This window comes from Vibrio sp. CUB2, assembly GCF_001557945.1.
Lineage (GTDB): Bacteria > Pseudomonadota > Gammaproteobacteria > Enterobacterales > Vibrionaceae > Vibrio > Vibrio owensii.
In genome coordinates this window covers 35,298-49,122 of sequence record NZ_LNRB01000015.1, presented here as the reverse complement: position 1 = coordinate 49,122, position 13,825 = coordinate 35,298, and the positions used below count along the sequence as shown (strand labels likewise).

The window sequence follows — 13,825 nt, the reverse complement described above, 5'->3', positions numbered from 1 at the left end:
TCACTAAGCAACCAGAACCGACCAAGTTCTCGAACTTGGAGTCGAAAGCTGCCTCTAAAGATGAGTTTTTAAAGTCTTTTACAGGTCATAAGCTGCGCAAGAATGCCAAAAAGAAAATCGCTCAATTACTTGCGTACGCGGACACCGTCACGCTAAAAACGCAATCTATGGGGATGGATGATTGTTTCCGCCACAATGAGCCTATCGTAATGGCAAAAGAGGATTTCTTTGCATGGTATAACAAGGAATACTCAAGCATGGTTATCTATCTGACTATTAAAGAGGGCGTGCTTCAGAGTGTTAGGTTTTGTGACTGTATTTACCACTTCTCAAATGATGTCGTGATGACATTTTCTTTGGAAGAGCGAGAGGACGAAACAGAAAATATCGAAGGTGGCCAAAGCTCGGTTTCTGTCGCTTATTCTGATTCTGGTTTGTTCACAGCACATGAGAAGGCTATTTTAGATGAAGCAGCTGCAATCCTTGAGTCAAAGTTGTGTATTAGTGAGCAACCAGCTCTTAGCTCTCCTGAGGTGGTGAAGAATTTCTGTCGCTATTCTTTAGCTGCGCGTGAGCATGAAGTGTTTGGAGTTATTTTTCTAGATAACCAGCATCGCGTGCGTTCTTCTGAAGAGCTTTTTACTGGCACCGTTAACGCCGCTTCTGTGTACCCTCGCGAAGTTGTCAAAAAGGCACTAGGGGAAAACGCAAGCGCAGTTATTTTTTATCACAATCACCCATCGGGTGTTGCTGAGCCGAGCCGAGCCAAGCTGACCGTCGCATTACGCGCCGCTTAATCGATGCACTAGCGCTTATCGATGTTAAAGTACTTGACCACTTCGTAGTCTCTTTTGAAGGTACAGTTTCATTCGCAGAGCGCGGTTGGATTTAATAGAAAAGGCGGCATTCGCCGCCTTTTTTGGTTCTTTTACTCGTCGAAGAACAAGAATTGAATGAGTTCTTTAACTGTCCACCCAAGGCGGATTAAGTCCCAAGGTTTTAACTTTAGCGTTCTCAGTTTTGTGAGTAGTTTTTTACTCAACTTCTTAAATTCAAACATTACGAAGCCTTAACTTCGCCCAGTGGCGAAGAAATTGACATATTTTATGTCAACTTTTCGGGTTCTTTGTTATTCTTTGGGTGCTTAGATCAAAGAGTTTACTTAGAACCTGTTCTAGTTGACTCGTGGGTTAACCCTAAACAGAGATGTTTGGGGTTTTCTTTTATTTGCGCTTCATAAACTTACCTCTCTTCTTGTTTTGTCTATCATACTTCAATTGTTATTCCGAATGCTAACCAGTTACTCCCATGCTTGTTAAAGTGAACTTGTTGCTAAGGTTATGTGTTGGTGTCATTAAACTCAATCATTTGACGTCGATATGACGCTAATCGATCGGTTTTGTAGACTACCACAGTGCATTTCTACTCGTCATTCGACAGTCGCATTTGAGCTGATGAATATTGAGTAATCAGTTTCTCAATTGGTATCACGCACGTATGTTTAGCAACCTTAACAGTCTTTCTTGGTTGCAAAAAACATCAAGAAAGCCATGCTAACACAGCCACGTTTATTCCTAGAACGATCTCGATAGCTTAAATAACAAAAGGTTAGGGCGTGAACAACTTTCGTGCACTAATTGTCCAATGCTTTATGTGTAATACATATGTATTACATTTGTTTTGATGGTGATTAATGTTCCGTTTGGGCGTTCTCGCATTCGCTCGGTTCATTCCGTCGTTTCACTCCTCCCACGATAACTAGCCTCAAAACGAAATCGGTCTTTGCACCAGGTTCGTTCCTCACTTGGTGCCATCCCTCTTTCTGTTCGGCTTAGTTCCTGTGAACAATCACCCAACGCAAAAGCATTCCTATGGCAGTGCCATAGTCACAAAGCCATTTCGATTATGTTTGCTAAGTGGCTGGTAAATCGCGTCCTCCCTTCTCGCCAGTCATTGGTTTCCTAGTGATTTTCCCTATCGCCTTGCAACTTCCTGTAACCATCCTCAACCAGAACTTATCTGCAAGGGTATATAAACGCTGCGCGCCCCTGCAGAGAAGAACCATGTTTGAGGGTTGGACAGTCAGGCAACGACGAAGATGAAATTCACTCCATAAGGAAACCTAGCCATGACTGACTCAAACGTAATCCGTTCAACCATCACTAAGCAACCAGAACCGACCAAGTTCTCGAACTTGGAGTCGAAGGCTGCCTCTAAAGATGAGTTTTTTAAGGTGGCAATGGGAAGTGATGTGCGCCCTAGCGAGCTTGCTAATGCGGGGCTAGTTATGAAGAGTTTTCGATTCTTTCCGGCTGATCTTGAAGAGGTGACGAAACGTCTAAGCGACTTTGTTGTGACTGACGAATCGACCGCTTGTGAAAAGGTCTTTCGGTTTGAGCGTCTGCCGTACTAACGGCAGATAGAAAAACGCCTTAGCTCCACTTGCGACAGAAAAGCTAAGGCATTCCGTTAACTACCGTTCACGAGGAAATTAACATGACTACATTAAATGAAAAACCAACTCAAATCTATACTTGTACAGCTGTAGAGTTTGAACTCGGTCAGATTGTGATGACTCAAGGCGTGAGTCAGCTGCTTGGTGACTTGCCGCATGAATTATTGTTGCTGCCTTGTTTAGCTCGCCATACAAACGGTGATTGGGGCGATCTGTGTATAGAAGATAAGGTTGCGAACGACGAAGCTACACGTCACGGTTTGCGTATTCTGTCGGCGTATAGATTTGGAAATGAGCGTATTTGGGTCATCACTGAAGGTGATCGCAGCGTGACAACATTCTTGTTGCCAAGCGAATATTAATGACGGGGCAGGGCATCGGTAACGATGCCCTGATAAAGCACAGCTAAAATTTTTCAGCGAGGCTCATTCTTCACCTCGCTGAAACCGTGCAACTATCGACAATTATGCAAGCTGATTCACTATCGTTGGCGGTGAGTATGTATCATAGTTTTGTCGGCTGAATGGTGTGGGACTGTTGTTGCCTACTACACTCCCTTTCACCACGACACATAAGCCAATGACTATTTCGCCACCTCTCTACAGGTGGCTTTTTTTGAGGTTTTTTCACATATCCACATGAGGGGACAGGAGACCGCGAGGAAATATCTCCTGCCGATTGTGGGTATGTGAAAAAGCCGGTAGGTACACTCACAGTCTGAATGCCAATAGATAGAACACGGCGCCTAAAAGACTGCCAACAAACACCGCATTGACGAATAAGGCGATGAAGAAGAAGCCTTTATTCACCGGAATGTAGCCGCTCAGTTTGTCCGAAATGCACTTATCGATAGCGCCTAATTGCTGTTCATGCCTCTTTCCCACTTCTTGTATGAGTGAGTTGCTAAACGCTTGTTGAGACTGTTCGATACCAGCTCTTAGCTGCTTGCTATGGTGCTCCACTTCACTGGTGATATCGAGGACGCGATTAATTTTTTGCTGAAAGGAGGTATCAAACTCGCTCGGAACGAGCTTCAGTGCCTCACTTAACGCAAGAACTGCTTCTCGCAGTTCGTGGAGCTCATCAAGGGTGAGTTCTTTAGTTATTTTGGCGAGCTTGTCCATGATGTTTCCTTTAGATTAGTTTTAATGCAGAAAATGCTTGGTCTAATTCATCGTTAAAACCATTGACGAGGCGGTGCGCTGAGCGTTCAAACGATAGAATGTTGCGTTCTTCTTTTGATTCACTTTGACGAATTAGTGCACGGTAATCTCTTTTGTCATTTAATACGTCCAAAAAAGGGCGGTCGATTTTAGCGAGTAAATCAAACACCGTAGATTCGTAGACTACAGGGTGGTCACTTAATGAAATGCTTGATGGCAATCCACTTAAAAATTCTGCGAACTCTTTGGTGACAGCTAGTTTTTTATTCGCCATGTTAAATACGACCTTAATACGCTCTGGTTCGATGCCGAGCGTCATTAAATTTTCAATTGTACTGACAGAATCGACTTGTTGTTTATTGGATGGGGTAACAGGGACTAAAAAGTAATCAATATCTTCATGACTGCTTTTGAATTCCTGCATTTTCAATAGAAAGTTTTCAATATTTGATGAGCCAACATCAATGATTGAACAGTCATGCTCATCCATTTTATTGAGCACATCTTCAAAGTGTTCTGCTGAAAACTTTTCATCGTTCGTGCCATCAGAATTAATTGTCTCCACCTTGACGACTTGTGCACCCTCTAAACGTGGCTTTAACAGAATGTCACAGATAGTAGATTTGCCCACATTTCCTGAGTTGTTAACGACAGCAATGTTTAAATACATGGTCACTTCCTTTTTGCGCTATTTACTTTTGACTTCGCTTGATGAATTAGGCTGTGAAAATGCTTTAGCTTTAAAGGAATATTGCCTAACTCGATTATCTTTTTGTAACTGACCCCTTGCTTAGATAACTCTTCAATCTCTAACAAGTGACAATCGATGATGCTTTGTTTGCTTCTAATGCCCATTTCGAGCTCAGTTCTTATTTGGTTGGTTGTTTGCTCTAAGAGCGTTTTAATGTCTAGGGTCATTATCTGCTCCTTTTCATTTTCCGTTGGCGATATTCGGATATTCGACTGCTCAGTTGAACTTGGTTAGGGCAGTTCCAACTTTTTACTTCTTCTGGTGTGAGGTCGGTTTCTTGCAAGACGCTGATTAAATATTCATTGTGAATTCCAATTGCTTTCCAGTCCGAATCAGAGAAGTTAGTTCGTGGTTTTGACTTCAGCGTGCTTCGCTTAATGTCTTCGCTTGCTGTGTCTGGTTGTTGTTGAACTTCATTGCTTTCGATTGTCTGCATCGTGGCTTTATGAAGTAAGTTGTAGAAATGTGATTTGCCAACGCTGAACTGACCGTGCTCATATATTTTTGAATAACTAAACCCGTTTCGTTTAAACGCAATTAATTTGGAAATGTACTTGTAGAATACACCTTGCGTAGGCATAAGGTTGCTATCCAAGTCGTTTTTAATATCCTGTATAAGCTTATTAAGCGTTTCTTCTGAGTACATAAGCCCTCTCTGTGATAAAACAGTGATATAAGTATGATTAGACTGTGATGGTTAAATGCTCGTCATATGATAGTTCTAACTTAATATGTGAAAAAAGACTAGTGAATGTATGAAAATAAAAAACCCGAAACGGGTTTTTTATTTTTCCATAGGCACGCTGTAGAATGTATACATTCGCGTGCCAAGGGGATAACATCCCCTTGAACCCCTGAAACTCTACGAGTTTAATTATGGAAAAAGAAAGTGCCACTATTCATATTCAAACAAGGCTGACACCTTCTGAATATAAGCCGTTTAAAAACGTTATAGAAAACTTTGACATAAAAAAGGCTGAGCTTTTTCGCAAAGTTATTTTATCAAACGAGAAAAATATGGTGGAAGTGAGCGGTTCAGTTAAGGAAACTGATGCTCAAAAACGCATGCTTTTTCTAGCCAACAAAACCTCGAATAACATCAACCAAATCGCCAAGAAGCTAAACCAAGCTTACCGTGGCGAAGTGGTGAGTGAGCGAAACTACCTCAAGATCATGAATGAGTTGATTGGTGTTCGCTCCGCTTTTGAAAAAGGCATGGATAAATGTTAGTTCGAGTTCGTGGTGGTAAGGATGGCATTGCAGAGTATTTGCGCGATGGAATGAAGTCCGATCGCGAAATGCACCGTGACCAGTTAGATAAACGTATTTGTATTGATGGTGATTTATCTATTACCGATACCATTATTAAAACAATGGCGAAAACAGATAAACCTGAAAATTATTTTCATGTTACTTTGAGCTTTGCTGAAAGAGATATTTCAGAAGAAAAGATTCGTGAAGTATATGAGGAATATAAGCGAAATATTATGTCTTCTTACACAGAGGAAGAATTTAATATTTACGCTGAGATTCATGTTCCAAAAATTAAGTCCTACGAAGATAAGAGTACAGGGGAAGTAGTAGAGCGCTTTCCTCATGTTCATGTTGTAATACCTAAGAAAAATCTACTCGATGATAAAAACCTGAATCCTTATGGTTTCTACAAAACAAACTTGGAATATTTTGACGCTATCCAAGAGCGTATTAATTCAAAGTTTAACTTGGTATCACCATTTGATAATCAGCGTGTATTTAAAATCGATCAGTCGAAACTATTGGCGCGTTACAAAGGTGACAACTTCAAAGGCGCGAACGCCAAACTCAAGTCTGAGCTGTTTGACGTTATCCAAGACAAAAACATCACCACTATGGCCGCTTTCAAAGAAGAGCTCGCGAAGCATGGTGAAGTCTCTATAGGTAAGGTTGGAAAGCCGGACGAATACCTCAAAATCAAACCTCACGGCTCAACGCGTAATGTTCGTTTAACGGACAGCTGTTTTCGTCCTGAGTTTATCGAGCATCGAACACTTAAACGGGAAAAGCCGAGCGAAAAGCAAGTGAACCGCTTGGTTAATGAGTGGGTCAACAGCAAGTCACATGAGGTCAAGTACATTCACCAAGCAGCTCCCAAATTGCGCGAGCAATACAAAGCGCTGCCAACCCAACTAAAAGGGGAGTTTTTAAATGAGCAACGAGAACGATATTACCGACAATACAACCTTAGCACCGGAGCCCGACTTTCTGAACGAGGCGCCGGAGCAAGCCAGCGGAATATTCCAACGAGCAGACGGGCGCGTGATCGAAAGCTTGGTCTTGAACGAGGCATCCCAAGAGGATTTACCGACATCCCCAACGGCTTGCCAAGTATGTCCGAACTCAATGTGGCTACAGGAGGACGACAACGGGGAAGTCGTCCTACAGAACTATTGCATGATAATGCATCGGATCATTTGGCAGTCAAACAAACCAGTCGAAGTCCTCAATTGCGACGGGTTGGTTATGAACCTCGACGACGAGTAGTTCGACTTTCGGTTTACCGAAAGCCTTCCCCGAACGCGACACTGGCAACTATCAAGCGCATCAAAGCCAAGGCGCAACATAGCGAGAGCTACGTGACGCAATTGTTCGACACCTTCCAAGAAAATAAGCAAGAGCAAAGCGAACTCGGTCGCTTTCGCACTATCAGGCAAAACCTAAAAGCCGAGAGCCTACTTTCTCACCTTTCCGACTCTCATGGCTTAGTCAAAGACCAGTACAGCCACTTCAAGGCCAAAGATGGCTCTGTGCGGATAAAAGCTGAAACACGAGCTTATAACGTCAGTGACTTTTGCACGAAATACATGGGACTGAGTTGGGATGAAACCAAAGAAATCTTAAAGACGACTTACGGCAAGCAGAGGCAGCAGCTCGCGCAACAGCAACGAGTTCGCCAAGAGCAGCAAGCCGTCAATTCCATCGTGTTTGTCAGCAATAGCGTTATTCAGGGGTGGGGTAAAAAGAACCCGCTCGATGAGTCCATCCGATTGCTCAAACACTTGCAACGCAAAGAGCACATTGGAGAGTTACCTATGGCACTACATGAACTAGAGCGCCACCGCGCACCAGAAACAAAAGACAATGCTATCGTTTCAGCTAACGAGAACTTTAGCGCCGTCGAGAGCGCTAAGCGCATCATGAAGGCGAGAGAGACTGCTGCGCAGATCACCTTGACCATGAACGACCTAGTCGCGAGCAAGAACGACACAAAACGTTATGTGGATTTCTCTGACAAGAACACAGGAGACAAAGTATTTCGTGATGACGGTGAAAAGATCGTTATGCACAGTAAACAAGCTGACATTAACCATACCGCAGCCGCACTAACGCTGGCCGCCGAAAAGTTTGGGGTGGTGAAAATCAATGGTACGAAGGAGTTTAAAGATCAAGTTATCGATGTGGCTGTGAGTAAGGACTTAAACATTGTGTTTGCTGATAAGAAGATGGAAGCGGATTTTGTTCGTAGGAAGGAGGAGCTTAAGCAATCTGTCTCACTAGAAAGTGTTGGCCAGAGTTTGGCAACAAATAATCAAGCGACAACCACCACGCCAAAATCGACGGTTACTGACACCATTGCGATAAGAATGGAAGATGGACGTCAATATGAGTTGACTCGCACTGCTGAGCCAGAGACAGAAAGCAGAAGAGCAAAAGTAGGGGCATGGACATTTGCAGATCCTCAAAACGCATTACCTAAGTCAATAAATCAAAATATCCCTTCGGTTGTTGGTAAAGGCGATAGAATCGAAACTGAATTTGGGAAAGCTAAAGTAACAAAAGCTGATATCTTGTCGCAGCAAGAACCAAAGCTTCAGCCTACCAAGTTTGAAGTTGAATATCAGTGGGATAAGCTCAGTGGTAAGCTGCAAGTGACGATTAACGGAGAGTCGCCAAACCGTTTTGAAAAATCCACGGTCGAGCAAATTATGAAGAAAGATGCTTTTTTGAAAAACTACACCGTTAAGGAGGTGCAGTTTGGTTTAATAGACCAAAAGAAAGCGGAAGGCGTTCAACCTGTGCCTAAGACGTATGATGCTCAAGCTAACGTTATCGATAAAATCAGCGAGCAAAAACAAAGTCATCGCATGAAATAGTGGCTTGGTTTAATCTGGATGCAATCTGTCACTGTTCGATTCGAGGTCTAGTCAGATCTGACAGATTGCTCTAACTCATTTATGCCCCTTTTATTGGCTAGACTTTTTACTCATCACACCCTGTTCACGTGTTTTTGCAATACTAAAACTTATCCATTCTTCTCATGCTGTTCGCTGTTAATCCCCGAGATGTAATACGGGGTGAAAGTCTTCTTATTAGAACGCAAAGAACATTGCGTTTTGTATAATCTTGGTGGTTATCTTGGTGGTTATAAAACTCTGCGGTATTATAATAAGGTTACAATAATTAATGTCTTAAATATCAGCAAGGTGAGCCGTGGCAAAAAAGATTAGTATCTTTAACAACAAAGGCGGTGTTGGTAAAACAACATATATGTACCATATTGCGCATTTACTGGCCGAGCAAGGCAAGCGAGTGTTAATGGTTGATCTCGACTCTCAATGTAACCTATCAGCTTACAGCATCGACGATAAAGTGCTGTTAAAAAGCTGGGGCGGCAACAGAGGTCATGGTGGCAACAGTATCTGGCGTATTATTGAGCCGATTTACAAAGGTATTGGTGACCACCACAAACGCCAACCAACTCAAGTTGGTGACAATAACAACCTATTTATCGTTCCGGGTGATGTTTCGCTTAGTACATTTGAAGACTTATTGGGTGATACTTGGAACGGTGCTAAAGGTGGAGCAGAACAACCGCTTCGTGTACAGAGCGCAATTCACCGTTATATTGACTGGTGTGCTGATAGGATCGATGCCGATGTTGTGATGCTAGATCTGGGGCCTAATCTGGGAGCGTTGAACCGTTCAGTATTAGCTTCAAGTGACTATTTCATAGTTCCAATGTCACCAGATCTATTTTCTATCAGGGGTACAGAAAACCTCGGTAAAAAGCTGGCATTGTGGAACAAAGAGTGGAAACAATGCCATGATTCATGGGATGGTGGCGACAGCTTATCGCTTCCGAACGGTAAACCCCAATTTTTAGGTTTTGTGACTCAGCAACATAACTTGAGAAATAACGCTACTGGAATGACTAAAGGTTGGAAAATCTTTGGAGACCAGGTTGTAGATGCGGTTCAGACAAACATCATCGATATTCTTGAACCACTAGGACAAGTCTACAAATGGCCAAATGATCAAGGTTCTCAGCTTGGCGCTATTCCGAACCTTCATAGCCTAATTCCTTACTCACAAGACTCTAAGAAACCTGTGTTCCACTGTACTTCTAAAGATGGCTTGACGGGGGCGCATATCACTACTGCTCGCGACAGTAGAAGTCATTACGATCAAATTATGGAGAGATTAACGCAAGTTCTCTAGTTTTTGAAAGGCTCCTCGGGAGCCTTGTTTATGTCCAAGAATTGTCGGTGTGGTGTACTCCATTTCTGAGGACAATAGGGGATGTTTTGGTGAGCTTGCTCTCTGTACAAAGAAAAGAGGCTGACGTTCCAGCCTCTTTTAACTATCCACTCTGAAATTGTATATTTAGCTCTTAACGCTTAGTTTAAGTCACATTCCCTTTCGCCTGAAGATATTGAATTAAAGGTGCATAATCGCCGGCATCAGCTTGGCGTAAGCTTGCAATGTACTCACCCCGCTCTTGGCTTTGTTTATCCAAATCTGTATTGGACCAAACTAAAGGCTTTTGTTTGAGTAGTACCATTCGTATGTAGTCCGTCATCACGCGCGAGTGACGTCCGTTGCCGTTAGGAAAAGGGTGAATTTTAACTAACCTGTGCTGTATCCGGGCCGAGAGTTCTAGGCTGTCATAGTGTTCAAACTCAATCCAACATTTGATGTCTTCCAGTAAGTTGTGTAAATCTGGCCGGATATTCAGCGGATCGACACCAATGTTCAACTCTCGGTGACGGTAGCTGCCGGCCCATTCCCACACATCACCAAACAAACGTTGATGTAACTCTTCCACAAACGCCATAGAAAGAATGTCATCCATGCTGGTTTTAGGCGTCGTGGATAACCAACTCAACCCTTGCAGTATGTTGGCATTTTCAAGCTCATTAAGCTCTTCGCGAGTCGTGATGTGATCAAATTTTAGCCCGGCAACATCATCGGCATTTAGTTCGGTTGCGCCCTCTGGTTCAACAAACAGACTCATTGGTATTTCTCCTGCAAACTGACTTTCCACAAATCTCGGGTGCTACCCGTTTTAATCTCATTGGCTAATTGAACCAGCGCTTGCTGTTGTTGCTCTGAGGTTAACTGCTGCGCTTCTAAAAACATCGATTGGTGGCTCATGGCCAAACGCTGCTTGGCCAACTCCATAGCGCGCGCTTCTATCATGTCATCAATCGACTGACGCGGAACAATCGCATAAACCAGTTCGGCATCGAGCCCGCTCGCCAGCTGTTTAAGTTGTTTGAGTGTGATGGTTTCATCGGCTTCTTTACGCTCCAATATGGAGACTTGATTACGAGAGAGATTAAGACGTTCACCTAATTGCGCGCCCGACATCCCCAAGGCCTCACGGATACTGCGCACCCAACCATTTTTCGGCGGTTTAGGCACAGATAAATCGAGTAAAGCGCTGATTTTTGCTTTGACTTGCTTGAGTGCAACGGCATAGACACCGGATTTTTTCATAATTCTGTATCTCTAATAAAATACGCAGTAGTGCTAATGGTATCTAATTTTGTATACATTATAAAGGTTGCCATATCTATTTTTTAATACACAGACAAGGTAAACGTATCGATAAAAGAATACAATGCGTGTTTGGCTATCTGTTTGCTGGACAATGGTCGTGTCAAATTCATCTTGGAAGTGTAAACGTCTTCGGCATCGCTAGAGTGGGAAGTGAACGGTTTAGGTTGATTTAGATTCTGGGGACAATGGGCGTTGTTTTGGGAAAAACACAATCCAGACTTCTGCTCTGAATGATTTCTGCCCCTTTGCAACTTAGAGTAAAAGATCATTCTCATCTTGTTAATGCAAATTTCCCCTACGAAAAGTTATCCGAATAGAGTATGGCTAGCGTAGCGAGAAATTACGCTTCATCGAGTAATTTAACCCTTCAATACGTCTGGTACAGGCACGATCAACAAGATTTTGAGCTTCAACATCATTACCAACAAAGATGCGATGCGGTTAGGGAATACTTATTAATGCAAGGTGATGTTGGAATAGTATCTCACCGTTTAGACTAAAAACGGGAGCCATTTGGCTCCCGCTGAATCGTTTATTCCTGCACTTCTTGCTTGTAGTGCTCTTTCCATTGTCTAGCATATGGAATCATCACTATGTGTAACACCAACCACCAGAGAAACTTAGGAGCAGTTCCCCAATAAGTTGATGCTGGTACATACCCGTGAGATAGTTGATTTCTCAAGTCACCATAAACTTTATCCAGTAGGACTACCTGTAAGTTGGTGGTTAAATCAGCCCCCAAAGTATCAATGATCGCTTGGTGCCCAAGCAGAGCTTTAATACCATTACGTTCTTGTGACCCGTCACCATGTAACGTAGAAGGCTCCTCTCCTTGCTGACGTGCGAGATAACGTAGAGAGTTCTCAATTTGCGGCACTAGCAAATGACAAGCGGTCATGAAGTCTCGATTGAAACCCGCCAATAGACCTTTCACAAAATATTCTTCATGTTCATCTGGAATGAATGGGTGATTGGAACAGATTTGTTCAATTGCTTCTTCTGTAACAACGTATTTGGTAGTGACTTCATTCAGAGCTGGCATAATCTTGCCTTGCACACCTAACTGGTGCTCAATGCCAATGTTGCGCATCATAATGCTCCAGCATCGTAGGCCATTCTCATCATCTTCAATACCAAGACCAGCAGGAATTACAGCTGTTGTCATACCTTCATGATCTAGATGAGTCGTGCCGAACATCCATGAGATACTAGTTTGCATCTGCTCAACTGCATGCTCTCTTAACTGCTCTATGTTCGATGGTCTTGTGATAGTACCCAAGCGGAAAATAGCATCGAAGAAGTCAACACTCTGCACGTTGGCAATAGCAGTATTAACAAGCTGACTAATATCTTGTCCGTCAGTAACGATAAGACCAAGGTCGTGCAACGATTCAATTTGCTGCTCTCTCATTTCTTCATATAGAGCCAGCCTTTGTTCTTTAGTCCCAGGTACTTTAGACAAAGCATCAATTGCTTTGAGCAAGCGTCCAGCGGCAATCATACCTTGCTGATAATGCTCAGCCGCTTTGACATGACATTCAGAAATAGACTGCCAAGTAGCAATCTGTTTCTCTCTGTCTCGCATAGACATAGCTGCATCTAAAGCTATTTCGTTTGCATTAATGGATGAGTCGTAATCGCCTCTTTCAAACTTCAATCTCGCTAGCTCTAGAGCTTGTTCGTAAATCCAATCAGTCTCTTTGATACCAAACTCAAGGCAAAGAGTTAACAAGCGTATTGCGAAAAAGCACTTCTCAGATTCTTTATGTATTTCGAATTGTTCAAGAAGGAGCTGAGATACGTTTTCGAATAAATCAGGACGTTGATTCTCCCGTCTGAACATGCAGCTCAGGCGTAGGGCGCGCTCAATTCGTTCACATGGCAGAACCCACGAATCAGATTCATCAGCAAGTTGCTTAGCTGACTCTAAATACGCTTCTATCGCCATATAAGCATGCTCGATAGTCCCAGACTTCGTAATCCATGCAATATCGGCTAATCGTGCTCGTAGTTCATGGTTTTCAACTTCTGGGCAGAAGTCTTTCAGTGCCGTAAGTGACCCTTCGCTGAAGTCACTAGCTATCAAGCCTCTACGATCTTCAAAGACAAATTTGGGCTTGAAAGGAGCCTTAGGGTCTCGTGGAGTAAAGTGCATTGAACATGCAGCGGCTAACAAACGGGCAGGGACACTTTCTTGTTGCGCTGCGAGAGCAGATTCGATGTAGTGGTATGAGTGTTCTTCTACTTCAGACAAGATATCTGCTAGATCTAGTCCCTGTAACTGCTCTAGAGTTACAATTTTTTCATGTAATGACATAGGCTCCTCGATAATCGCCACCACGAAGCTTCACTTCCTACAAATCTCGATGTGCTCTTGGTTGCATTAAAGTCATAACCGTACAACTTACACCTATTCCTAACAACTTCTTTTTCTCATACCTGAGCTAATTTAAGGATTGCTAATGTTCAATTCTATATAAGTTATTGCCCTATTATTGGTTTCGTCAAAAAGGTATGGTCGTAGTTAGCCGAGCCTTGCAAAAATACGGCTAATGTGTGTCCGCAGAGGTTTCTTTAGTAAAAGGTGGTTTTGAATTGACGTCGTCCTCGAACCAAGGCTGTTTAGGGGTTAAGGGG

At 43.0% G+C, this 13,825-nt stretch carries 11 protein-coding genes and 1 pseudogene; 6 read left to right on the top strand and 6 right to left on the bottom strand.

Annotated features, from left to right (window positions below):
• Positions 1 to 344: 344 nt before the first annotated feature.
• The 3 genes and pseudogenes from radC (at position 345) to ATB78_RS20685 (ending at position 2,817) form a co-directional block, all read left to right on the top strand.
• Positions 345 to 892 (top strand): annotated as a pseudogene (gene radC, locus ATB78_RS29535) (DNA repair protein RadC).
• A gap of 1,236 nt (positions 893 to 2,128) precedes the next feature.
• Positions 2,129 to 2,413, top strand: coding sequence for a hypothetical protein (locus tag ATB78_RS20690; protein WP_061010236.1), 285 nt, complete (start codon positions 2,129 to 2,131; stop codon positions 2,411 to 2,413).
• 83 nt (positions 2,414 to 2,496) lie between these two features.
• Positions 2,497 to 2,817, top strand: coding sequence for a hypothetical protein (locus ATB78_RS20685; RefSeq protein WP_011998789.1), 321 nt, complete (start codon positions 2,497 to 2,499; stop codon positions 2,815 to 2,817).
• 348 nt (positions 2,818 to 3,165) lie between these two features.
• Here ATB78_RS20685 and ATB78_RS20680 read toward each other — a convergent pair whose 3' ends face one another.
• The 3 genes from ATB78_RS20680 to ATB78_RS20665 all read right to left on the bottom strand — a co-directional run bounded on the left by ATB78_RS20680 (position 3,166) and on the right by ATB78_RS20665 (position 5,015).
• Positions 3,166 to 3,579, bottom strand: a complete 414-nt coding sequence (locus tag ATB78_RS20680) for a hypothetical protein (RefSeq protein WP_061010234.1) — start codon at positions 3,577 to 3,579, stop codon at positions 3,166 to 3,168.
• A 10-nt stretch (positions 3,580 to 3,589) separates the two neighbouring features.
• Entirely contained in the window at positions 3,590 to 4,288 is a 699-nt protein-coding gene (gene stbB / locus ATB78_RS20675; protein WP_081096634.1) for a StbB family protein, read from the bottom strand.
• 247 nt (positions 4,289 to 4,535) lie between these two features.
• Positions 4,536 to 5,015, bottom strand: a complete 480-nt coding sequence (locus tag ATB78_RS20665) for a hypothetical protein (protein WP_061010229.1) — start codon at positions 5,013 to 5,015, stop codon at positions 4,536 to 4,538.
• Between the two features lie 230 nt (positions 5,016 to 5,245).
• Between ATB78_RS20665 and mobC the strand changes: the two genes are divergently transcribed.
• From mobC to ATB78_RS20650, 3 genes are all read left to right on the top strand, one after another.
• Entirely contained in the window at positions 5,246 to 5,599 is a 354-nt protein-coding gene (mobC, locus tag ATB78_RS20660; RefSeq protein ID WP_061010227.1) for a plasmid mobilization relaxosome protein MobC, read from the top strand.
• Complete coding sequence (locus tag ATB78_RS20655; protein WP_061010225.1) at positions 5,593 to 8,499, top strand: LPD7 domain-containing protein; 2,907 nt, start codon at positions 5,593 to 5,595, stop codon at positions 8,497 to 8,499. Before mobC ends, ATB78_RS20655 begins: the two co-directional genes overlap by 7 nt.
• 337 nt (positions 8,500 to 8,836) lie before the next feature.
• Positions 8,837 to 9,844, top strand: coding sequence for a ParA family protein (locus ATB78_RS20650; RefSeq protein ID WP_081096633.1), 1,008 nt, complete (start codon positions 8,837 to 8,839; stop codon positions 9,842 to 9,844).
• 184 nt (positions 9,845 to 10,028) lie between these two features.
• On the opposite strand, the gene ATB78_RS20645 is transcribed toward ATB78_RS20650, so the two are convergent.
• The 3 genes from ATB78_RS20645 to ATB78_RS20635 all read right to left on the bottom strand — a co-directional run bounded on the left by ATB78_RS20645 (position 10,029) and on the right by ATB78_RS20635 (position 13,505).
• Positions 10,029 to 10,640 carry a mobile mystery protein B gene (locus ATB78_RS20645; RefSeq protein WP_061010223.1) on the bottom strand — a complete coding sequence of 204 codons (612 nt, stop codon included), beginning with the start codon at positions 10,638 to 10,640 and terminating at the stop codon, positions 10,029 to 10,031.
• The gene (locus tag ATB78_RS20640) at positions 10,637 to 11,125 is read right to left on the bottom strand and encodes a mobile mystery protein A (protein WP_061010221.1); all 489 of its coding nucleotides are present in this window, start codon (positions 11,123 to 11,125) and stop codon (positions 10,637 to 10,639) included. Before ATB78_RS20640 ends, ATB78_RS20645 begins: the two co-directional genes overlap by 4 nt.
• Positions 11,126 to 11,720: 595 nt before the next feature.
• Positions 11,721 to 13,505, bottom strand: coding sequence for a DUF4209 domain-containing protein (locus ATB78_RS20635; protein WP_155647848.1), 1,785 nt, complete (start codon positions 13,503 to 13,505; stop codon positions 11,721 to 11,723).
• Between the last annotated feature and the right edge of the window lie 320 nt (positions 13,506 to 13,825).